Annotated in this window: 17 protein-coding genes; 10 read left to right on the plus strand and 7 right to left on the minus strand. The window is 60.6% G+C overall.

Annotated features, from left to right (window positions below; all coding sequences use genetic code 11):
• Positions 1-209: 209 nt before the first annotated feature.
• Positions 210-482, plus strand: coding sequence for a hypothetical protein (locus tag KW838_RS04150; RefSeq protein ID WP_095946406.1), 273 nt, complete (start codon positions 210-212; stop codon positions 480-482).
• Between the two features lie 255 nt (positions 483-737).
• Here KW838_RS04150 and KW838_RS04155 read toward each other — a convergent pair whose 3' ends face one another.
• The 3 genes from KW838_RS04155 to KW838_RS04165 form a co-directional block, all read right to left on the minus strand.
• Positions 738-1,001 (minus strand): hypothetical protein, encoded by a 264-nt coding sequence (locus KW838_RS04155; protein WP_256358710.1) that lies wholly within the window; start codon positions 999-1,001, stop codon positions 738-740.
• An 8-nt stretch (positions 1,002-1,009) separates the two neighbouring features.
• Positions 1,010-2,782 carry an S-type pyocin domain-containing protein gene (locus KW838_RS04160; protein ID WP_218500498.1) on the minus strand — a complete coding sequence of 591 codons (1,773 nt, stop codon included), beginning with the start codon at positions 2,780-2,782 and terminating at the stop codon, positions 1,010-1,012.
• Positions 2,783-3,272: 490 nt separating this feature from the next.
• Positions 3,273-6,203 carry a multicopper oxidase domain-containing protein gene (locus KW838_RS04165; protein ID WP_218500499.1) on the minus strand — a complete coding sequence of 977 codons (2,931 nt, stop codon included), beginning with the start codon at positions 6,201-6,203 and terminating at the stop codon, positions 3,273-3,275.
• A gap of 628 nt (positions 6,204-6,831) precedes the next feature.
• Between KW838_RS04165 and KW838_RS04170 the strand changes: the two genes are divergently transcribed.
• From KW838_RS04170 to KW838_RS04185, 4 genes are all read left to right on the plus strand, one after another.
• On the plus strand, positions 6,832-8,328 hold the full coding sequence (locus KW838_RS04170) for a methyl-accepting chemotaxis protein (protein ID WP_102699134.1): 1,497 nt from the start codon (positions 6,832-6,834) through the stop codon (positions 8,326-8,328).
• Positions 8,329-8,425: 97 nt separating this feature from the next.
• A complete protein-coding gene (locus tag KW838_RS04175) occupies positions 8,426-8,830 on the plus strand; it encodes an antitoxin Xre-like helix-turn-helix domain-containing protein (RefSeq protein ID WP_218500500.1) in 405 nt (134 codons plus the stop codon).
• The gene (locus KW838_RS04180) at positions 8,824-9,516 is read left to right on the plus strand and encodes an RES family NAD+ phosphorylase (protein WP_218500501.1); all 693 of its coding nucleotides are present in this window, start codon (positions 8,824-8,826) and stop codon (positions 9,514-9,516) included. The genes KW838_RS04175 and KW838_RS04180 overlap by 7 nt, the downstream gene beginning before the upstream one ends.
• Before the next feature lie 236 nt (positions 9,517-9,752).
• On the plus strand, positions 9,753-10,193 hold the full coding sequence (locus KW838_RS04185; protein ID WP_218500502.1) for a phage infection protein: 441 nt from the start codon (positions 9,753-9,755) through the stop codon (positions 10,191-10,193).
• Between the two features lie 69 nt (positions 10,194-10,262).
• Here KW838_RS04185 and KW838_RS04190 read toward each other — a convergent pair whose 3' ends face one another.
• The 4 genes from KW838_RS04190 to KW838_RS04205 form a co-directional block, all read right to left on the minus strand.
• The gene (locus tag KW838_RS04190; protein ID WP_218500503.1) at positions 10,263-11,831 is read right to left on the minus strand and encodes a DHA2 family efflux MFS transporter permease subunit; all 1,569 of its coding nucleotides are present in this window, start codon (positions 11,829-11,831) and stop codon (positions 10,263-10,265) included.
• A complete protein-coding gene (locus tag KW838_RS04195; RefSeq protein WP_218500504.1) occupies positions 11,828-12,913 on the minus strand; it encodes an HlyD family secretion protein in 1,086 nt (361 codons plus the stop codon). The genes KW838_RS04190 and KW838_RS04195 overlap by 4 nt, the downstream gene beginning before the upstream one ends.
• Before the next feature lie 95 nt (positions 12,914-13,008).
• The gene (locus tag KW838_RS04200) at positions 13,009-13,422 is read right to left on the minus strand and encodes a cupin domain-containing protein (protein ID WP_218500505.1); all 414 of its coding nucleotides are present in this window, start codon (positions 13,420-13,422) and stop codon (positions 13,009-13,011) included.
• A 44-nt stretch (positions 13,423-13,466) separates the two neighbouring features.
• Positions 13,467-14,219: an SDR family oxidoreductase gene (locus tag KW838_RS04205; RefSeq protein WP_218500506.1), complete on the minus strand. Its 753-nt coding sequence runs from the start codon at positions 14,217-14,219 to the stop codon at positions 13,467-13,469.
• Positions 14,220-14,464: 245 nt separating this feature from the next.
• On the opposite strand from KW838_RS04205, the gene KW838_RS04210 reads away from it, so the two are divergent.
• The 5 genes from KW838_RS04210 to KW838_RS04230 all read left to right on the plus strand — a co-directional run bounded on the left by KW838_RS04210 (position 14,465) and on the right by KW838_RS04230 (position 21,972).
• Positions 14,465-16,054: a winged helix-turn-helix domain-containing tetratricopeptide repeat protein gene (locus KW838_RS04210; protein ID WP_218500507.1), complete on the plus strand. Its 1,590-nt coding sequence runs from the start codon at positions 14,465-14,467 to the stop codon at positions 16,052-16,054.
• Between the two features lie 261 nt (positions 16,055-16,315).
• On the plus strand, positions 16,316-17,689 hold the full coding sequence (locus KW838_RS04215; protein ID WP_104447722.1) for a glutamine synthetase family protein: 1,374 nt from the start codon (positions 16,316-16,318) through the stop codon (positions 17,687-17,689).
• 7 nt (positions 17,690-17,696) lie between these two features.
• The gene (locus KW838_RS04220) at positions 17,697-19,088 is read left to right on the plus strand and encodes an aldehyde dehydrogenase family protein (RefSeq protein WP_218500508.1); all 1,392 of its coding nucleotides are present in this window, start codon (positions 17,697-17,699) and stop codon (positions 19,086-19,088) included.
• 3 nt (positions 19,089-19,091) lie between these two features.
• Positions 19,092-20,252: an iron-containing alcohol dehydrogenase gene (locus tag KW838_RS04225; protein WP_218500509.1), complete on the plus strand. Its 1,161-nt coding sequence runs from the start codon at positions 19,092-19,094 to the stop codon at positions 20,250-20,252.
• Between the two features lie 163 nt (positions 20,253-20,415).
• Positions 20,416-21,972 carry an amino acid permease gene (locus KW838_RS04230; protein ID WP_218500510.1) on the plus strand — a complete coding sequence of 519 codons (1,557 nt, stop codon included), beginning with the start codon at positions 20,416-20,418 and terminating at the stop codon, positions 21,970-21,972.
• The last annotated feature ends 240 nt before the right edge of the window (positions 21,973-22,212 follow it).

A 22,212-nucleotide genomic window follows, 5' to 3' on the forward strand; every position in this document is an offset into this window, starting at 1 on the left:
TGTCTGGATTTCCAGCGACCTGAGGTGAAAGGTCTGAAGTTTCATCCTCAAAGGTCCTACACAAAGCTCGGAATGCCTCACCTTCCCGCGCTGATCTCGTGCGGCTTATAGTCGGCGCCGTCGCCCTAATGGCGATTCGGGTTTGGCGACCTGAACACAGAGAATGACCAACTGATGGCCTTGAGCCCAACAAACAGAGATCATTCAAAATGAATCGATACATGCCCCTCACCGGAATCGACCTGGTTCCGGCCTCCCTGCTCATCGACACCCAAGCCCCACTCGACGTCCTGCAAGCCATGGCCGATTACCGGATTCGGACAGTCACGCAGGTGCTGGAAAACATCGCCTACCGTTCCGAGCTCGGTTGCGACACGGTGGTGCTGGAAGACTTTTCCAAGCTGCTGGTCATTCCGTTGCGCGATGGCTGTGATTTGATGGATGTGATTGGTCGGCGGTTGCGGGCGCAGGCTGCGGAGTAAAAAAAAACGGGTGCTCTCGCGCCCGTTTTATTGCTACTCCAGAAAGGGGTTACCCGTCAGCTTGATTCGAGGCCGCGAAAAACCAATCAGGCGAAGATACTCAATATGCCCGTAGCAAAGAGAAGAGCCGCTGGGTAGCGGCTCAACCTGGAAATCCTTCGATGATTTAAACGACTGGACAAGGGAACCGGACGGCCACGAAATGATGGCTACGGTCACCGCTCTCTGGCACCTGCGTTCAGGCACTTAGTGCTATCAATCAAAGGTATATTTGCCTTCGAGCATGAATGCCGGCTCTCTCCAGTTGGGCCCCCTTACAACTCCGGTTCCACTGTATTTGACAAAACCGGCATCACTCATTTTTTTGACAAGATTTAATAGCCCTATGTTATTCCCCACATGCGCCCAGTTAGCCCGATTATAAATACCATCAAGCCTAGGCAAAGAGATGCCTAATTCATTTTTGGTAAGAAATAGAATTACCTCTTCAGGTTTTTCGTTAAGTACGATGATTTCCATGACGCTCATTATTTTACCCCTCCAAGTTCCTTGTACTCTCGTTCACTTTGTTTTCGATCCGCCTCTATAGCATCAGGTGTATAGAGCAGTTCAAAAGCATCCTTGACTTTGTAATCTTCCAGCGTCGCGGCATGTGTATTATTCCAAATAACACCTTCGTCATTCGGTTCTACACCGTCTACCACACCTAATGCCCTGAAACGTTCCAGCTCTCTGATTTCATGAGTATAGAAGCGTTTATCCACTTCTGTGACCACCAATTTACCCAACAGAATTTTTTCCAAGCGATCAATCATGATGGCATTGGCATCCGAGGGCCTGAAACGTCCCGCATGTAATTTGACCAGATCAATACCCGCTTGGGTCACGGTAGCATTTGTCCAATCGAGATCGAGGATTGGGCCTCCGGCTTTGGCGGGATTGAAAAATCGGCCGCTGTATTTCCCCTTTGTGGTTGCTCCTTTATAAGGACTATTAAAAACAACGTATACTGGCGGCAGGCCGCTTTCAATCGGAAAGCAGTAAATGCAATCCCTGAAATCAGGCAATTCGAACGCGGGAAAGGTTTCAGGCTGCACAAGCAATGGCGACAGCGTCACTCCAGTGTACGTCGGTACTTGCGCAGGTCGGGCGGGCGAAGTTGTCGAATTGCTTCCCAAGTGAATAATGGGAAAACTGAGGATATTGGGCGGCGTATCGTTTGACGTGAAACTGTAGCTGCTGGTCGTTGGATCGAACACCAATGCTCGCACTGGCACTTTTGCCGAGACACCCCCTCCAGCCGGGGTTGCAACAAGTGTGTATCGGTTAAGGTCGCCAACAATCCGATAAGGAAGGTCAATGGTTCCTTCGGTAGCGGCGATTTCACTCAGGTTTGGCGGCAGCGTTGGCAAAAAAGTGCTGCCGGGTAGTGTGAGTACTGTTTGAGGAAAGCGTTCGCCGTTAGCAAGAGCAGGTGAATAGAACAAGGCCCCGATCCCAACAGCAGTGGCCCGACTGATAAGTGCTTCCCCCAACCCTGCCAACAACTTAATGCCTTTATGGATCACTGCCCCGAAGGGCCAACCTTCGGCGACATGGATGGCAATGGCACCCGCCACAGTTCCCGCCTCTATGCCATTACCAATGTGTAACCTGTAGGTGTAAGCGACTTCGCCCCTTGCCAAAGCGCGATGGATTGCAGCGTCTGCAGTTGTGGAAGCGTCCTCCAGAATGGAGATGGCTTCGACAAGGATTCGTTTAACGTAGGCGGCAGTTAGCGATAAAATATATTCTTCATAAAAGCTTTGTCGCACTGCCATATCGTCTTCTGCATCCGTATTCGATGCAAATACTACGACACTCATTTTTCTGTCTAGCGACAATGCGTCCCAACCATTATATAGTAGTGCATCGCGCCAACTTCTATGGATTCTGGCCCTTTGTAGAAGCTCTACGATGATCGCTTTCTTTTTTAAGGCAGCTTCCAATGCATTGAACTCCTGCCCATCAATAGCTGCGACTATGCGTTTTTCTAGATAATCTCGAACATTCGGTGTAGCACCAGAAAAAAAACTCGTTATCTGATCGTGCACCGAAAGCCCTATCGCCTCCAACTTTTGGTATGAGTAACTGGGGTTTTTTGTACTCTCAATACTATGGGGCGTAGTAACTGCCGGGAGACCCCCATCCCAAAACAAAATACTTTCGAAGCTTGAAGGAAAAACTTGGTCTTCTGTAGCTAGAACCTGTCGAGATTCAGGCGTTATCAAAGGCGAGTAATGTGTAATTGGTTCCTGCATATAGCGCTCCATGCAATAATATGAATTCCACAACAAACAGCATAAAAGTTATGCCGAAATAACTTATAAGCTTCAACGATTAAATATTAACCACATACGTCACGCGCGAAAAATCACATAAACCCCAAACAACCTCTGCGGCTTCCGGCGCACCCCTTACAGCAAAAGCACCAATTCAATCTTCCATATATATGAGAGCCACCAAAACAAAAAGACCGATTTATTTTTACGATGTTTTTCAAACAACGGCGAATGTCGTGTTCGGACGGTTACACAGGTGTTGGAGAGCATCGCCTACCGATCCGAGATCGGTTTCGGCACGATGCGTTGTAGGTTTTTTTCAAACTACTGGTCATTCCAGTGCGCGAGGGTTGCGACTTGATGGATGTGATTGGTCGGCGGTTGCGGGCGCAGGCTGCGCAGTGAATGAAAACGGGCGCAGAAGGCGCCCGTTTTTTGTCCGACGGGAAAAGTGGCTTGATGGACGATGCTAGCCTTTGCCCCCGCTAACACTTCCACTGCCACTTCCACTGCCACTTCCACTTCCACTTCCACTTCCACTTCCACTACCACTGCCACTGCCACTGCCACTGTTATCCTCCTGGTCATTGTTGACCTGTGGCCCGACGCCATCCCCCGTACGGAATGTCGGTAACGCCACCGAGGCCACGAATTTCACGCCGTCCCAGCTGGGCAATGGCGTGGGCATCAACTGGAACTGGCCAGGGTGCTCGGAGTCCCAGCGCAGCAGCATCGCCGTGTCCTCATGCTGCGTATTGTGGCAGTGCTCCATGTAGGTACCGGCGAACTCACGGATGCGTAAAGCCATTTCGACATTGTCGAGGCTCTCCGGATGGGAGCCTACATTGTAGATGTCCTTGCGCGCGCCTTTTTCCCATTCTGGTGGTGGTTTGCCACCTCGAGTGAGAATGATCCCTTCCTCGAAATGCACATGCACCGGGTGACTCCAGCCATTGCCGCCGTTCTGGATTTTCCAGACTTCCAGCGTGCCCTCCCCCTTGAACCCCGCCGGTGTCGGGCCAGTGGCCAGTTGTGGCGCGGCTGAAATCCGCCGCGGGTCCATGTTGAAGCCTGGGCCGCCATCGGTCTTGATCGTCCAGGGCTTGGAATCCGTGCCATCGGAGCGGCCAAAGATAAAGGTGCGGTGCCGCGCCCGGGCAAGCCGGGCGATATCGGCAGGGTCGTCACGGTGCAAAGGCAAAGGGATCATGAACCTGCCCTCGGGCTTGCCAGGCTTGGCGGGCTCGAAGTCGACCGGGTTCATGCTGACGTCCTGGCCGGTGTAAGGCTGGACGTTGAGTTGCATGAACAGGCCCACGCCCGGGTCACCGTTGATCCACTGTGGCCCGTGGCTGGTTTGCCTGACAACGGGCAGGTAACTCCCGGAGAGTACATTCGCCAATGGAATGTCACGTTCGGGACGCTTGCCGTTTTCATGCTCCTCGATGTTGACGAAGAAGATCTTGTCACCCGGCTTGATGCCGTTTTTCGCGAAGTCGATGACGATGTCATAGCGTTCGGAAATGCCCTGGATCGGCAGAATGGCATTGTGGTCCTGTCTGTCGCCGTCACCATCGAGGTCCAGGCTGCCATCGAACGGCACCGCGTGTTCCATGATATTGCCGTCGTTGGCAATCATGTGGAACGGCACCCGGTTATAGGAAACCCCGGAGTTTCTCGGGCCAGGAAACTCGCCACTATTACCATTGACCTGACGCACCACCGCCAGCTTGAAGTAGCGAGAAACCGATCCGTTGAGAATGCGGAAACGGTAGCGACGGGCACGTACGTCCAGGAAGGGCTTGTACTCCCAGTTGGTCAGCACCTGGTCACCGAGGAAGCCATCGGTGTTGAAGGGGTTGAACCACAACTGGCCGGTCTGGTCCCAGGCCTTGTCGGCGATCGTCAAGTTGACGTCATAGTCGCGGTTACCCCAGCCCAGGCCCGAACCGCTGGGCAAGCGCAGGTTGACCCCGTCGTCGACCGACTCGTTGCCACGGTCCACGGCGCTGTAGTAGTTCATCATCGTCGCATTGCCCTTGTAGACGTTCTGCGCGGTGAAATCGAGCATGTGGTCGTGGAACCAGTGGCTGCTCATGGTTTCGCGCCAGTCGCCACGGATCTTGATGGTGCCGTTGTTGCAGGTCTTGAAGCCGGGGGTGGCGTCGTTGACGAAAAGCTTTTCACCGGGATCGCACGGGAACGCCGCACGCGGATCCTGAGCGCTGGTATTGATGCTGTCGTAACCGGCCAACTGGATCGGCCAGCGATAGTCGTAGTACTGGCCCGGGAAGAAGAACGCGTTGGCAAAACCGTCGCTTTCCGCGGGCGAGTGGCCGTTATGCTCATGGGTGCTGATGGTGTGCAGGCCAAAGCCCCGGTTGGCCGACGGGTCAATCGGCAAGGCATCGTAATGCCGCATCAGCATCGCCTGGCCATAGCGCACTTGAAGCAGTTTGGGCGGAAAGGTGCCGTCGAATGTCCACAACGCATTGTGGTCCTGGACAGGGAAGTTGGGGTGAAACTGCACCTGAATGCCCTTGGTTGTGCCTTCGTTGGCCGGGTTGCCGTTGGTGTTGTGATAGAGCCCGCCTGGCGCGAATTCCCCCACGGCGTAGTTATGCCGTTGCATACGATCACGCAAGCCGCTGTTGACGTGCGCACCGGCTTGCACCGTCTTGAAGGCGTCGCGCGGGAAAAACTCATTGAAACGCTGGTGCGACCAGCCTTTTCCCGGTGGCCGGCCTTCTGCGGGCGAATCGACCCGGCGATTGAGGAAAAGCTCGATCTGCGCCCTCCAGGGGTTGCGGTCCAGCACATTGGAGAACTCTGTCGGGAAGGGCGTCAATGCCGGCTGCCTGAGAAAGGCATCCAGCGCAGCCGGCGACGGGCCGCTACGCGCCACCTTCAAGGGGTCTTGCGCCGGTGCGGGACCCAGCGTCGGAACCGGAAACGGAACGGGTGATGGCGGGTCGGCCGCGTTCAGTTTGTTCGAGCCGAACTCCTCGAACAGCTCCAGCTTCTGTGTGAACGGTTGAACCCCGAACACCGGGCTGGCATTACCGTTAGTGGGGATGTTGAAGCTCGGTTGCAGATTGGGCGGCAGCACATTGTCGACCAAGGGGGTCTTGCGGTTACCGACCACTCCATTGGGTAAGTCGAAGGCGCCGACATTGGCGGGAGGCAGCTTGAGCAAGTCTCGCAATGCGGCATCGGGGTCGGCGGGCGGATTGGTGAACGCCGATGGGTCGGTAGGAGGCGGTGGATCGGTGTTGTCGAGGGGGGCTGCATGGGTCTGGGACAGGCCCAGCCCGAACATGATCGCGGCAGCAGAGATACTCAGCGCCAGCCTGGTTTTGGACAATGCACTAGGTTTGAACCTTCCGGTATCTAGTTTCATCGCAAACACCTCTGACGGGTTCCCCGGAGCGCGTGGCAATACGTGGGCTACGAGCCACTGCTCCTGGCCCGGCTGGCGAAATGTCTGATGTCGAGCCGGGATGAGAACGATGCAAATCTCCCGCCAAAAGTGACAGGATGGGGCTAATGGCTCCATGCCATGCCCCCTCTGACCGCCGGCTTCAGGCAGGCGTATGAGAAACCAGGATAAAAGCCCCGAGAACGGGGAAAATCCCCCAATACAGGGTGCGATTGTGTGGGGTGTTCGGGCCAGGAGAAATCGCCATTTTCTGAAAGTATCGACCGGTTGGATCCCAGCCGACTGCAGCTTTTGACGAGTGACCGCATAGGCCGATATCGGCCTCGCCAAAGGCTCCGGCGCGTCCCTGCATGCGAGCCCCTACCCCCGCCAATTCAGCATTCCTTGCCTCTAAATCTGACATTGTTCGCCCCTGCCCCGCCACCCCGGCCATGAATGATGGCAAACAGCTACACTCCTCACGATTTCTCAATATCCCGACCATGGCGGCAACCGATTTGCCTCCATGGATCAAGCGAAAAAAGGCTTGTCTTCCGGTATCAGTCCAACCCCGGTTTCTTCCCGGTTCGATTACATGGAGTCAGCGTACATGCCCTTCCCCCCTCGCTTCCTCGACCACTACCGCAAAGCCGACCGCATCATGCTGGGCCTGATCTGGCTGATGTTCGCTTTCGCGGTGGGCCTGGCGTTCTGGCACGACACCTTCAAGCAGGCGCTGCTGGTGGGTGGCGGTACCAGCCTGTTGTTGACGCTGTTGTATCGCGCCATCGGCGGCTCGCGGTTGATGCGCTGTTTGCTCGGTGTTGGCTTGATGGTGATGGCGGCGTTGCACATCAATCAGGCCGAGGGGGTCATTGAGTCGCACTTCGGGATCTTTGCGTTGTTGGCGGTGCTCACGTTTTATCGGGACTGGCTGCCGATTCTGGTGGCGGCGGTGACGATTGCGCTGCATCACGTGGTGTTCCATGTGCTGCAGCACCAGGGTTTTCCGGTGTATGTGATGGCGCATCACGGTGGCTGGACGATGGTGTTCGTTCACGCCTTTTATGTGGTGATGGAGACGGTCGCGCTGCTCTATCTGGCGGTGCACAGCCAGGCCGACGCGGTAGAGAGCCAGGACATGCTGGACAAGATGCTCGCCGCGACTTCGCAGTTCACCGTGGGTGCCGGTCAGGGTGACCAGGCGCGGGTGCATGTGTCGCTGGCGCAGCGTTTCGATCAGTTCCTGATGCAGATCACCGCGTTGGTGGACGGGGTGGTGCGTGATTCCAACGGTTTGGGTCAGTTGGGCCAGGAGTTGGCCAAGGCCAGCAACACGCTGGAGAAAGGCGCCAGGCATCAGCTGACGGAAATCGCGCAGATGACCGGGTCGATGCAGCGCATGGGCGATGCGATGGAGCACATCGTGGTGCATGTCGAGCATGCCGTTGCCCATGCCGGCCAGGCCAGTGTGCAGATCACCCGCGGGCAGGAAAGCGTGAACCGCGCGCGGCAGGAAATCACCCATCTGGCCTCGCGCCTGGAAGGCACCAACCAGACCGTGCAGGTGCTGGCCGGGCAGGCGCAGCAGATCGGTACGGTGCTGGAGGTGATCAGCAGCATTGCCGAGCAGACCAATTTGCTGGCCCTCAACGCGGCGATTGAAGCGGCGCGTGCCGGCGAGCAAGGCCGCGGCTTTGCGGTGGTGGCCGATGAAGTGCGCAGCCTGGCGCAGCGCACGGCGGTGTCAACCAAGGAAATCCGGACCATCATCGAGGCCTTGCAGCAAGGCAGCCGCAAAGCCGTGGAGGCCATGCAGGACAGCCGCGAAGGTGTGGAGCGCTGTGTCGAGGACAGTCAATTAGCGGCGGCGATGCTGCAGGCGGTTGGCAGCGACATCTCGCAGATCGATGAACTCAACGGGCGAATTTTCACGACGACCCGCGAACAATCCACGGCGAGTGTCGAGATTGTCGGGCGCTTGCAGTCGGTGCAGGGCATCGCGCAGAACACGGCGGATGATGTGCAGACGCTGGCGTCGAGCAGTCGGCGCTTGCCGCCTATTGCGACTCGGCTGGATGCGTTGGGGCGCACGTTTCATCAGTGATGCTTGATGCGGGAAGTGGTCCGCCGGTCGAACCGACTTGCTCTACAGATTCAGAATATCTATCTTTGAGTCTATAGAGTCAAGACAGGTATTGATCATGGCCGTCCCCCTGCAACCCCAATCCTTCAGCAAGAACCAATGCGTCACCGGCCTGCGCGCTGCGGTGAGCATTCTGGAAAAGTGGCAGGCCACCAGCGACCAGGCCTGTCGCATCCTGCGCATTTCCCGCAGCACCTACACCCGCGCCCGTCAGCGTGACCCGGACTGGGCGGTGGCACTGGATGCAGACCAGATGCAGCGCATCAGCTTCGTGCTGAACATTCACGCCACGCTGCGGCTGGTGTTCGACAACCCGGACAACGTGTACGGCTTTGCCTCGATGGCCAATGACAATGAGTTTTTCAATGGCCGCAGCCCGTTGGAGATCATGGCCCAGGGCGACATGATTGCGCTGTATGAAACCTACCGCCGCATCGACATGTTGCGGGGTGCGCAATGGTGATGGCGAGTGAGCTGGCGGTGTTTGCCGGTCAGTCGTTGCAGGCTTATCGCCTGGTCAATTCGAAGTTTCCGCCGATTGCGTTGTTTGATGACGTCGCGGATGCGGATGAGTTTGAGGTGCTGTTCGAGATTCAGGCGTTGACCAATCCGCGGTTGAAGAATGAGCTGGGTCAGTTGGAGTTGATTGCGCGCAGCGAGATCCCGTTCGGGATTGCCGGGTGCTCTTACGCCATCGCGCCGTTTACCCATGTCAATCCGGCCGGGTCGCGCTTCAGTGACGGCAGTTTCGGGGTGTTGTACCTGGCGGATTCGATGGAAGCGGCGCTGGCCGAAGTGCGGCATCACCAGGCTCTGTATTGGTCGAAGGTGCCGGGCCTGAACTATGAGCGGTTTGTGTTTCGCGGGTTGGCCTGTGCCTTTGGCGATGGCGGGATGAAGGACGCCACCGCCCTGCCGCTGACCGATCCGGTGTATGCGTCGGACGATTACAGCCATTCCCGCGTGCTGGGGCGGGCGGTGCGGGACGCCGGTTGTCCCGGTTTGCGTTATCACTCAGTGCGCATGCCGGGCAGTCATTGCTGGGCGTTGATGACGCCGAGGCCCGTGTCTTCGATCATTCAAGCAGCGCATTACGAGATGGTCTGGAATGGTCAGATCACCAGCGTCAGCCAGATCAGCGAGGCTTGAGCCCCGTTGTCAGGCACATGAAAACCTGTGGGAGCGAGCTTGCTCGCGATTGCTGTGTGTCAATCGACACAGATGTTGAATGTGAAACTGCCATCGCGAGCAAGCTCGCTCCCACATGGATCTGCGATCCATTGACCGCATCGATAGTCACCATCAGTTCAATGAAGTTCTCTTAAAAAATCCCCGGCGTAACATCTGCTCCATACCAACCCATAAGCACCCCGGAGCACACCCTCATGAAACGCCAGACCCTCCTCAGCATCGCTTTCTCGGTTTTCGCAGTTAACGCTTTCGCCGCAAACTCTGCTCAACCTGTGGTCGCTGAAGGCGGCTCGGATCGTCTGATTGAAAGCCGTGTGGCTGAAGGTGGCTCCGATCGCCTTCTCGAGAATCGTGTGGCCGAAGGTGGTTCGGATCGCCTGCTGGAAAAACGTGTGGCCGAAGGCGGCTCTGACAAGCTCCTGCAAAACCGCGTCGCCGAAGGCGGCTCTGACAAGCTCCTGCAAAACCGCGTCGCTGAAGGCGGTTCCGACAAGCTCCTGCAAAACCGTGTTGCCGAAGGCGGTTCCGACAAGCTCCTGCAAAACCGTGTTGCCGAAGGCGGTTCCGACAAGCTGCTGCAAAACCGCGTCGCCGAAGGTGGCTCCGACCGTCTGATCGAAAGCCGCGCTGTCTGAATGCAGTGCTTTACCGCAGGACTCAACGAAAAGCCCGGCCTCAACCGCCGGGCTTTTTCGTGCGGGTGATCAGTTCGTCCGTTGTTCCTGCGCTTTCGCATAGCGCGCCAGGCCAATCTTGATGCCGACCAGGATGGGCGCGGCAAAAACGAACAGCAGGGCCACGGCGAAGAACGCCGTGTCGAAGGCAATCACCGTGGCCTGACCTGACACCGCCTTGCCCAGCAGGCTGCTGGCCGCCCGGCCGGCGGTCAGCGGGTCCATGCCCTTCCCCGCCAGCATCGCGGTGGTGGTCGTCAGCCGCTCGATGAGCGCGTGCCCACCCGGAGTGACGTAGGTGCCGAGGACCGCGCCGTTGGTGACGGCGTGATGCTCGATCAAGGTCTGCAGCCCGGCGACGCCGATCAGGCCACCCAGCTGGCGGCCTGTGTTGAACAGGCCGATGCCGCTGGCCAGGTTGCGGCTGTTGAGGTGGGTGAAGGCGATCAGTGTGATCGACAGAAACAGGAAGCCCAGGCCCAGGCCGCGCAGCAGGATGGCCACCATCATGTCATCGCTGCCGCTTTCGCTGGTAGAGCCGGAGAGCATCCACATCGCCGCCATGATCAGCAGGATGCCCAAGGGCACGGTCGCCACCGGCGGCACGCGGCGGACCTGGAACAACCAGGCGGCGATGAGCAGCGACCCGACAAAAAAACCGCCGCTGGGCAACAGCAGCAGGCCGGCATCGGTCGGTGTGAAGGCGAGTACCGACAGGGCGAATGCCGGGATCAGGTAGGCGCTGCCGAACAGCGCGGCACCGGCGACGAAACTGACGATAAAGGCAAAGGTGAAATCGCTCGATTTGAACAGGCTGAAATCAAGCAGCCCCTGGCCGTCGGCCAGGACCTGTTGGCCGAGAAAGCCCAGCAGCGCGGCGGCACCGAGCACCGTCAGCACCAGGATGCGCGGTTCCTCGAACCAGTCCCAGCGGCTGCCCTGGCTGAGCACGTAGGTGAAACAGAACAGGGCCGCAGCGAGCAACGAGAACCCGAGCCAGTCAAACGAAGGCTGCCGGCCCCTGGCGGGCATGGGGTGGTCGGCGATGAGCAAGAGCCCGGTCGCTGCCAATGCCAGCGGCACCACGCTGAAGAAAATCCAGGTCCAGGACTGGCTGTCGATCAACCACCCTTGCAGGGCCGGTGCGAGGGTCGCGGACGCGACCACGGCCGCCATGGCGAACAGGGCTTGCAGGATCGGCTGAAGGGCGCGCGGATAACCGCGAAAGATCATCGCCTGACCCGCCACCAGCAAAGCACCGCCGGCGAAGCCTTGCAGGATGCGCAATGCGATCAGCAGCTCCAGCCAAGCGCTGACGGCAGCCACGCAGCACGCCAGGCCCATGACCAGGGTGGCGCCGATGAGCACGTTGCGTGGAGAAAACCGCTGCATCAGCCAAGGGGCGAGCATGAACCCGATCAGCTTGAGGGCGATGTAGCCGACATCCAGCCAGGCGAACTCGTCAGGTGTGGCATAGGTGTCGCCGATGATGTCGCCGCGTCCGAGGGCGAGCACGGTGCTGGCGATCGCTTCGGTCAACGCGGCCAGGACGATGCCCGCGATGAGCAGCACGCCGGTCGTCGGCCTGGCGCGACTCATGAGCCGGCCCCTTGCGCAACCTCTACCCGCGCGGACAGCCCCGGCACGATGCGCCCCGGCAGCGGATTGTCAGCCAGGCGGATCTTCACCGGAACGCGCTGTACGACACGTACGAAGTTCCCGGTGGCATTGTCGGGTGGCAACAGGCTGAACGCCGAGCCACTGCCCGGTGCAAAACTGTCGACCACGCCAGCCAGTGCCGCATCGGGGTAGCCATCGACCGTGACGCGCACGGGCTGACCGGGGCGAATCTGTTCGAGCTGGGTTTCCTTGAAATTGGCCACGACCCACACATCGTTGACCGGCACGATATCGAGCAGGGCGACACCCGGCGTGACGAAGCGGCCGAGGCGAACCTGACGATTGCCGACCACGCCATCCACCGGCGCATGCACCACGGTGTGATCGAGATCGATCCGGGCGAGATCACGGGCCGCTTCAGCCTGGGCCACCGCTGCCACGGCCGCCTCTCTTTGCGCGACAAACACACTGATGCGCTGCTGTTGGGCCTCGACCGTTGCCGAAGCGGCCGATACCGACGCCACGGCTCTGGATTGTGCCGTGCCGGTTTCATCGACCAGTGCCTGGCTCACGGCATTGCTGACGATCAGTTTGCGGCTGCGGTCGTGGGTCTTGGCCGCCAGGCTCATGTCGGCGGTGGCCGAGCGTCTTTGTGCTTCGGCCTGCCTGATCAGTGCATGCTGAAGCCGGATCTGCGCGTCGACATGGGTCAGGTTCGCCCGGGCGGCGCTGACATTGGCCTCGGCTTGCGCAAGTTTGGCGCGATAGTCGCGGTCATCGATACGAAACAGCACATCACCCGCGCGCACGGCCTGGTTGTCCTCGACCTCGAGCGCCGTGACATAGCCGGCGACCTTGGCGGCCAGCGAGGTGACGTCGCCGCGGACATAGGCGTTGTCGGTCGAGGTCACGCCACGGGTAAACGCCATGGCGCCCCAAACCGCCACGAACATCACGGCCGCGACACACAACAACAGGCCGATGGTCTTGCGCTGGCTGCGCCGCACCATGACCACCGGTGTTGCGGCGGCAATGGCGGCCTTGTCCTGGAGCGAGTTCATTTTTTCATGTCCTGTTCAGTGGCAAGCACCAGGCAGCCACGGGGCGGCAGGGTCTGCCGCCCGGCTGTCGGGCCTTCATGAGCGGGTTGATCGGCTCACTGTTTGATCGGGGTGACGAGCACCTTTTCCTCGGTGTCGAGGACGAACACCGCCAACAGGCGTGCCGGTTGGGTGTCACTGGAGTTGGCGCTGACCAGGTGCACGGAACCCGGCTCCTCCACGAAGTTTTCGCCGACCTTGTAGATCTTTTCCGGCTGGCCTTTGACCTGGATGCGAAACGAGCCTTCCAGCACCGTCGCATAGATGAAGGCCGTTTTCGGATGGGTGTGGGCCGGCGACGCGGCACCCGGCCCATACTCGACGACCACGCCTCTCATACTCTTGCCGGGGATGTTGGGAATGGGACGGTCGAACACCACCGTCACCTTGCCGGGGGGCGGCTCGGCGGCCGAGACGGCGCTGATCGAGAGCGCGGCGAAGACAGCGGCCATTAGCAATCGGGTAACCATGGGATTTCTCCTGGATGGGTAGGTATATGTGAGGGTGCGATGCGTTACTGCGCTGTCGACCGGGCCAGCCAGTCGTCGAAGCGGATCGCCCCCAGGCGTGCGTTCTTGCCGGTGACCAGCGATTGATCGTTGAGCACGGCGCCGAAGTAACGGGCATGTACGTCCGGCACGACCTTGCGGCTGTCCTGGGTGGCTCGCAGATAGCGCCTGGCCAGTTCGTCGATCGGCATGGTTTCCGGACCGCCGACTTCAACGGTGCCATTGAGCGGCGCTGCCAGCACGACATCGGCCAGCGCCGCTACCACGTCGTCGGATGCTATCGGCTGGATCAGCGCCGGGGACGCATGAATCTCATCGCCAACGGCGAACGACTGGACAATGCCGCCGGCAAACTCGGAGAACTGCGTGGCACGCACAATGGTGTAGGGAATGCTGGACGCCTTGATAAGGGCTTCCTGCGCGACCTTGGCCCGGAAGTAACCGGTATCGGGAAGCCGTTCGCTGCCGACAATCGACAAGGCAACATGATGACGAACTCCGGCGGCGGCTTCGGCGGCCAGCAGGTTACGGCTGGAGGTCTGGAAGAAGTCGAGAACGGCCTGGTCCTCCCACGATGGCGCGTTCGCCACGTCGACCACCACGTCAGCACCATCCATCGCTTCGGCCAGGCCTTCGCGGGTGATGCTGTTCACGCCCGTGCTGGGGCTGGCGGCGAGCGCATCATGGCCGCGCTCGCGAAGGGTGTTCACAAGTTTCGATCCGATGAGGCCGGAGCCTCCGATGACGACGATCTTCATGACTGTTCTCCACTTGTCGACGGCAACCATTGCGTCGGTGTAGAGAGATTGCCTGCACGGGTCAGGCAAGTCCTTGGGTTTGCCTTGGAGAGCGCTTGGATTTTTGTCCAAGGCAACTGACGTTCGTCCAGCCTTCCTTGCCGCCGACGGTGCAGCGGCTGTCGAGCTGCCGTATCATCTTTCCCAGTTACCAATCAGCCGCCTGGGACACGGAGTTGAGGGCGCTTCGCCAGGGGATGCCCGACTTGCCATTCAGTTTTGAAGACTACGTACTCGATCAGGAACGCCGGGAGCTGACCCTACGTGGGCAAGTCGTGGCCGTCGGTCCGCAGGTCTTCGACCTGTTGCTGCTGTTCGTCAACAATCCCGACCGCGTCGTCAGCAAGGACGAATTGCTCAAGGCGGTGTGGGGCGACCGGATCGTTTCGGAATCAACCATCACCAGCCACATCAATGCCGTGCGCAAGGCCATCGGCGATACCGGTGAGGAGCAGCGACTGGTACGCACCGTCGCCCGCAAAGGCTACCGCTTCGTTGGCCGGATCAACGGCGACCTGGCCGGGCAAGCGCGACAGCCCGAGAGCGATGAACACCCGACCGCCGCCCCGAAGCCATTCCCCTCCCCGGCGCTGGTCCTGCCGGAAAAACCCTCGATCACCGTCCTGCCCTTCCAGAACCTGAGCGGCGACCCGGAGCAGGAATACTTCGCCGACGGCGTCGTGGAGGACATCATCGCCGCCCTGTCGCGCCTTCGCTGGCTGTTCGTCATCGCGCGCAATTCGAGCTTCACCTACAAGGGCCAGACGGTGGACGCCCAAGGCGTTGGCCAGGCGCTGGGCGTGCGCTACGTGCTCGAAGGCAGCGTGCGCAAGAGCGGGAACAAGCTGCGCATTACCGGGCAACTGATCGACGCGACAAGCGGTACGCACCTCTGGGCCGAGCGCTTCGAAGGCCTGCTGGACGATATCTTCGAGCTGCAGGACCAAATCACCGAAAGCGTCGTCGGCGCGATCGCGCCACAACTGGAGCGGGCAGAAATCGAACGCGCCAAGCGCAAGCCGACGGATAGCCTGGACGCCTACGACTACTACCTGCGGGCCATGGCAAAACTGCACAGCGGCGGCCGGGAAGCCATCGAGCAGGCCCTGCCGATGTTCTACCAGGCCATCGAGCTCGATGCGGAATTTGCCTCGGCCTATGGCATGGCTGCCTGGTGCCACTTCTGGCGCAAGCTTAATGGCTGGATGAGCGATCGACCCGCGGAAATCGCCGAGGGCATACGGCTGGCGCGTCTGGCGGTGACCCTCGGCCGCGATGATGCCGTGGCGTTGACCCGGGGCGGACATGCGCTGGCCCATCTCGCTGGCGAAGTCGACGGCGGCATTGCACTGCTCGACAGGGCGCGCCTGCTCAATCCCAACCTCGCCCCCGCCTGGTTTCTGGGCGGTATCCTGCGGGCGTTGCGCGGTGAAACGGACGCGGCCATCGAGCATTTGAACCATGCCGTTCGCTTGAGCCCGCTGGACCCGGAAATGTTCAGGATGCAGGTCGGCATGGCGCTCGCGCATTTCTTCGCCGGGGACTTCGATGCCGCTGCGGCCTGGGCGGACAAGGCACTGGGCAACCTGCCCAGCCTGCTGGTCGCCGCGGCACTGGTGGCGGCCAGTCACGCGCTCGGTGGTCGGATGGACAAAGCGAAGCCGGCGATGCAACGCCTGCTAGCGCTGGATCCCTCATTGCGCCTGTGCGCCCTCAAGGACTGGCTGCCCATTCAACGGCCTGAAGATTTCGCCCGTTTCGTCGATGGATTGCGCCTGGCGGGATTGCCGGAGTAAACGCGAGCACCCTTGACCTGTAGGAGCGAGCCTGCTCGCGATGGTCGTCAACGATGACGCGGGGCTTCTGATTAAACGCGGTGTCTTCGAGTCCATCGCGAGCAAGCTCGCTCCTACAATAGTTGCACATTGCTACGGTAGGCTAAGCTTTGAGCAACTCGTTGCTCATGATGCTCGGTTCTGCAGGTTTTGGGTGTTTCTGGAGAGCGTCTGCAACAGCGATCTCAGACTGGCCAAAACCTTTCACGCAGGATTGCCGTGATGACCGAGCCCCTCCTCAGCTTTGATGCACTCAAACGCGCCGCTGCCGCCGGCGAAATCGACACCGTGCTGGTCTGCATGGTCGACATGCAGGGACGCCTGGTCGGCAAGCGCTTCCAGGTCGAGTTTTTCATCGACAGCGGCCACGAAGAAACCCATTGCTGCAACTACCTGTTGGCCGACGACATCGACATGGAGCCGGTGCCGGGTTACGCCGCGGCCAGTTGGAGCAAGGGCTACGGCGATTTCGTGCTCAAGCCCGACATGTCCACCCTGCGGCGCGTGCCCTGGCTTGAATGCACGGCGCTGGTGCTGTGCGACGTGCTCGATCATCACCATCGCCAGGACCTGCCCCACAGCCCGCGGGCGATTCTGAAAAAGCAGGTCGAGCGCCTGCGCGAGCGCGGCTATACCGGCATGTTTGCCTCGGAACTCGAGTTCTATCTGTTCGATGAGAGCTACGAGGCGATCCACAAGCGCAACTATCACAAACCGAAAACCGCCGGCCATTACATCGAGGACTACAACATCCTCCAGACCACCCGCGAAGAGCCGGTGCTGCGGGCGATTCGCAAGCATTTGCAGGCCTCGGGCATTCCCGTGGAAAACTCCAAGGGCGAATGGGGCCCGGGCCAGGAAGAGATCAACATCCGCTACGCCGATGCGATGACCATGGCCGACCACCACGTCATCATCAAGCACGCCTGCAAAGAGATCGCGCAGCTGCAGGGCAAGGCGATCACCTTCATGGCCAAGTGGCGCTACGACGCCGCCGGTTCCAGCAGTCATATCCATAATTCGCTGTGGGACAAGAACGCGAAGAAGCCGCTGTTCTTCGACGCGAAAGCCGAGTTCGGCATGTCGAAACTGATGCGTGCCTGGGTCGCCGGGCAGCTCAAGTACGCCAACGACATCACCTGTTTTCTCGCGCCCTACATCAACTCCTACAAGCGCTTCCAGGCCGGTACCTTTGCGCCGACGCGGGCGGTGTGGAGCCGCGACAATCGCACCGCCGGCTTTCGCTTGTGCGCCGAAGGCAGCAAGTCCATCCGCATCGAATGCCGCATCGGCGGTGCCGACCTCAACCCCTATCTGGCCTTCGCCGCGTTGATCGCGGCGGGCCTGGCCGGTATCGACGAAAAGCTCGATCTCGTGCCGCCCTTCGAAGGGGATGCCTACCAGGACGAGCATTTGCCGGAAGTGTCCAAGACACTGCGCGAGGCGAGCGCCGCCCTCAAGGCCTCCGCCATGTTGCGCGAGGCGTTCGGCGATGAGGTGGTCGACCATTACGTGCACACCGCCGAGTGGGAACAGAAAGAGTACGACCGGCGAATCACCGACTGGGAACTGCAGCGCGGCTTCGAGCGCTATTGAGAACATCATGACTGCGAAGGTGCAATTGATCTCCCCGGTCGATGGCCGGGTGTACGTCGAACGAGAGATGGCCGATGCGGCGCAGGTCGAGCAGGCGCTGACCGCCGCTGCCAGCGCACAGGCGGCATGGCAACGCCGCTCACTGAGCGAACGCGCAGCATTGTGCAGCGCCGCAGTGGACGCGATGCTGTCGATGCAGGCCGACATCGTGCCGGAACTGGCTTGGCAGATGGGGCGCCCGGTGCGCTATGGCGCCGGCGAACTGCGCGGTTTTGCCGAACGCGCCCGGCACATGATCGCCATCGCGCCGCAAGCGCTGGCCGCTGTAGAGCCGGCGCCTGTGGCGGGCTTTCGACGCTACATCAAGCGCGAGCCGCTGGGCACGGTGCTGGTGGTCGCGCCGTGGAACTACCCCTATTTGACGGCAGTGAACACGATCATCCCGGCGCTGATGGCCGGCAACAGCGTGATCCTCAAGCATGCGTCGCAGACGCTGCTGGTGGGCGAGCGTTTCGCCGAGGCCATGCGCCGCGCCCATCTGCCGGATGGCCTGTTCCACAACCTGCTGCTCGATCATCGGCAGACCGCCGCGATCATTGATTCGGGCCGGGTACAGCAGGTCAATTTCACCGGTTCAGTCGATGCCGGCAAGGCCATGGAAAGCGCCGCCACGGGACGCTTCATCGGCGTGGGCCTGGAGCTCGGCGGCAAGGATCCGGCCTACGTGCGGGCTGACGCCAACCTCGAGCATGCGGTGGAAAACCTGGTGGACGGCAGTTTCTTCAATTCCGGGCAGAGTTGCTGCGCGGTGGAACGCATCTACGTCGACCAGAAAATCTTCCCGGTGTTTGTCGAGCGCTTCGCCGAACTGACCCGCCAGTACGTGCTGGGCAACCCGCTGGACGAAGCCACCACCCTCGGTCCGATGGTGACACCGGGCGCCGCGTTTTTCGTGCGTGGCCAGATCGCCGAAGCACTGGCCCAGGGCGCGACGGCGCTGATCGATCCGCAGGCCTTCAGCGCCGACGTGCCGGGCAGCGCCTACCTCGCGCCGCAGGTCCTGGTCGATGTCAGCCATCAAATGTCGGTCATGCGCGATGAAAGTTTTGGCCCGGTGGTCGGCATCATGCCGGTGGCCAGCGATGACGAGGCCATCGCCTTGATGAACGACAGTGAGTTCGGGCTCAGCGCGTCCATCTGGACCCGGGACCTCGCAGCGGCCGAACGCCTGGGCAACCAGGTCGCCACCGGCACGCTGTTCATGAACCGCTGCGATTACCTGGACCCGGCGCTGGCCTGGACCGGCGTGAAGAACAGCGGGCGCGGCGTCACCCTGTCGTCACTGGGCTACGAGCACCTGACCCGGGCCAAATCCTTTCATCTGCGTCACGAGGTGTAGACCATGAACCTGACAGGAAACTGGAACTACCCCACGAGCGTTCGTTTCGGTGTCGGGCGCATTGCCGAGCTGGCCGATGTCTGTCGCAGCCAGGGGATCGAGCGCCCCTTGCTGGTCACCGACAGCGGCCTGGCGCGCGCGCCGATCACCATGGCGGCACTGGACGCATTGCGCGCCGCCGGCCTGGGTGTGGCGTTGTTCTGTGACCTCAAGCCCAACCCGGTCGAAGCCAACCTGGCCGGCGGGCTCGACGCCTGGCGCGCCGGCAAACATGACGGTGTGATCGCCTTCGGCGGCGGCAGTGGCCTGGACATGGGCAAGCTGATTGCCTTCATGAGCGGCCAGACCCGCCCGGTCTGGGACTTCGAAGACATCGGCGACTACTGGACCCGCGCCGACGACAGCCGCATCGCCCCGGTCATTGCCGTGCCGACCACGGCGGGGACCGGCTCGGAAGTCGGGCGTGCGGCGGTGATCATCGACGAGCGCACCCACACCAAACGCATCATCTTCCACCCGAAAATGATGCCGCGCGTGGTCATCAGTGACCCCGCCCTCACCGTCGGCATGCCCGCCAAGGTCACCGCCGGCACGGGCATGGACGCGTTATCCCATTGCCTGGAAGCGTACTGCGCCCCCGGTTTTCATCCCCTGGCCGATGGCATTGCGGTGGAAGGCATGCGCCTGGTGGCCAACGCCCTGGTGAAAGCGGTACACACGCCGTCGGACCTCGAGGCGCGCGCGCAAATGCTCGCGGCGGCGGCCATGGGCGCCACGGCATTCCAGAAAGGCCTGGGCGGGATGCATGCGCTTTCCCATCCGGTGGGTGCGCTGTACGACACCCATCACGGCATGACCAACGCCACCTTCATGCCCTATGTCCTGCAATTCAATCGCACGGCCATCGAGGAGCGCATCACCCGCCTGGCGGCGTACCTGCGCCTGCCCTCGCCGGGGTTCGACAGTTTCCTGGCCTTCGTCCTCAAGCTGCGCAAGGACATCGGCGTGCCCCATACGTTGGTTGAACTGGGCGTGGATGACCGGCAGGCCGACCTGATCGCGGACATGGCGATTGTCGACCCCTCGGCAGGTGGCAACCCGCTGCCCTTGACCCGGGACGGCGTGGCAAAGATTTTCGACGCGGCACTTCACGGCCGTCTGTAGGAGCGAGCCTGCTCGCGATGGACGTCAACGATGACGCGGGGAGCCTGACACCCCGCGTCGTCCTCAAGTCCATCGCGAGCGAGCTCGCTCCTACAGAAAACCAAGGTCGAGCCTACGGCGGCTCAGTTCGGCCTGTCCAATACCTGAAAAGGGGCACACAACAATGAACCCAACAAGCCAGCCGGGCACCGAAGCGCACGACGATGACGTCAAGGTGCTGCACAGCATGGGCTACGCCCAGCAACTCTCACGACGAATGGGTGTTTTCTCCAACTTCGCCATTTCCTTTTCGATCATCTGCATCCTCTCCGGTGGTATCAACTCACTGGCCCAGGGCACCTCGGGCGCGGGGGGTATATCCATCGGGATCGGCTGGCCGATCGGCTGCCTGATCTCCGGGGTATTCGCCATGGCCATGGCGCAGATTTCCTCGGCCTACCCCACCGCCGGCGGCCTGTACCACTGGGGCTCGATCCTCGGTAACCGCTTCACCGGCTGGCTGACCGCGTGGTTCAACCTGCTGGGGCTGGTCACGGTGCTGGGGGCGATCAACGTCGGTACCTATTACTTCTTTTTCGGTGCCTTCGGACCGGCACTGGGCATGGAGGACACGACCACGGTCAGGGTGATTTTCCTGGCAATCCTCACGGGCCTTCAAGCCTTGTGCAACCACTTGGGCATCGGCCTGACCGCCAAGCTCACCGACTTCTCCGGCTACCTGATCTTCGCCACGGCGCTGGCGCTGACCATCGTCTGCCTGATCTCGGCACCCAGCTATGAATTCGCGCGGCTGTGGACCTTCGGCAACTATTCCGGCGAAGCGGGCGGCAACGTCTGGCCGCAGGTCTCCAACGGCTGGGTGTTCATGCTCGGCCTGCTGCTGCCGATCTACACCATCACCGGCTATGACGCCTCGGCGCATACCTCCGAGGAAACCCGCAACGCGGCCATGTCGGTGCCCCGCGGCATGGTCATGTCGGTGGTCTGGTCGTTGCTGTTCGGCTGGCTGATGCTCAGCGCGTTCGTGCTGATGCTGCCGAACATGGACGAGGCGGCCAAGCAAGGCTGGAACGTGTTTTTCTGGGCCATGAACACCCAGGTCAACCCGACCTTGAAACTGGTGCTTTTCGTGGCGATATTCATCTCGCAGGTACTCTGCGGACTGGCCACCGTCACCTCGGTTTCGCGCATGATCTTCGCCTTCTCCCGGGACGGTGGCCTGCCCTGCTCCAAAGCCCTGTCCTCCGTCTCGCCGACCTTTCGCAGCCCGGTGGCGGCCATCTGGACCGGTGCCACCCTTGCCGTCCTGTTCGACTGGGGCTCGTCGGTGATCTCGGTCGGGGCAACGCCGGTCTACACGATCGTGGTGTCCTGCACGGTGATCTTCCTGTTCTTCTCCTTCGCCATTCCCATCGCGCTCGGCCTGTTTACCTACGGGACGTCGAAGTGGCCGACCATGGGGCCATGGAACATGGGGCGATTCTGGTACTCGGTGTTCGCCATCCTCTCGATCCTGTCGATGATCATCATCTTCGTCATCGGCATCCAGCCACCGAACGATTGGGCGCTGTACATCACCATCGGTTTCCTGGTCCTGACCGCCATCGTCTGGTTCGGTTTTGAAGCCCGGCGCTTCCAGGGGCCACCGGTGGGCGACATGATCGTCAAGCGCCAGGCTGACATCGCCGCGGCGGAAGCGGCGTTGAACAAACAAGCCTGAGTTTGATGGCCGCTGCGTGCATTTAGTCCAGTCCTGAAACAGGTTCACGCCTGCTTCAGGACTCGCCCCCGGTACCCACGTATCTACCGCCGCCCAAAACAAAAAACGTACAGCGCCACTGCGTCGATCGCGATTGCGCCGACAAATCCGCATCTAAAAAAGGAAGCGTCCTACATACAAGCTATTTCACAAGCGACTTAATTGCCGCCTTTGGGTTTCGCTAGGAGCATGGATGCGCAG

The organism is Pseudomonas sp. PDM27 (assembly GCF_019219205.1).
Taxonomy (GTDB): domain Bacteria; phylum Pseudomonadota; class Gammaproteobacteria; order Pseudomonadales; family Pseudomonadaceae; genus Aquipseudomonas; species Aquipseudomonas laurylsulfatiphila.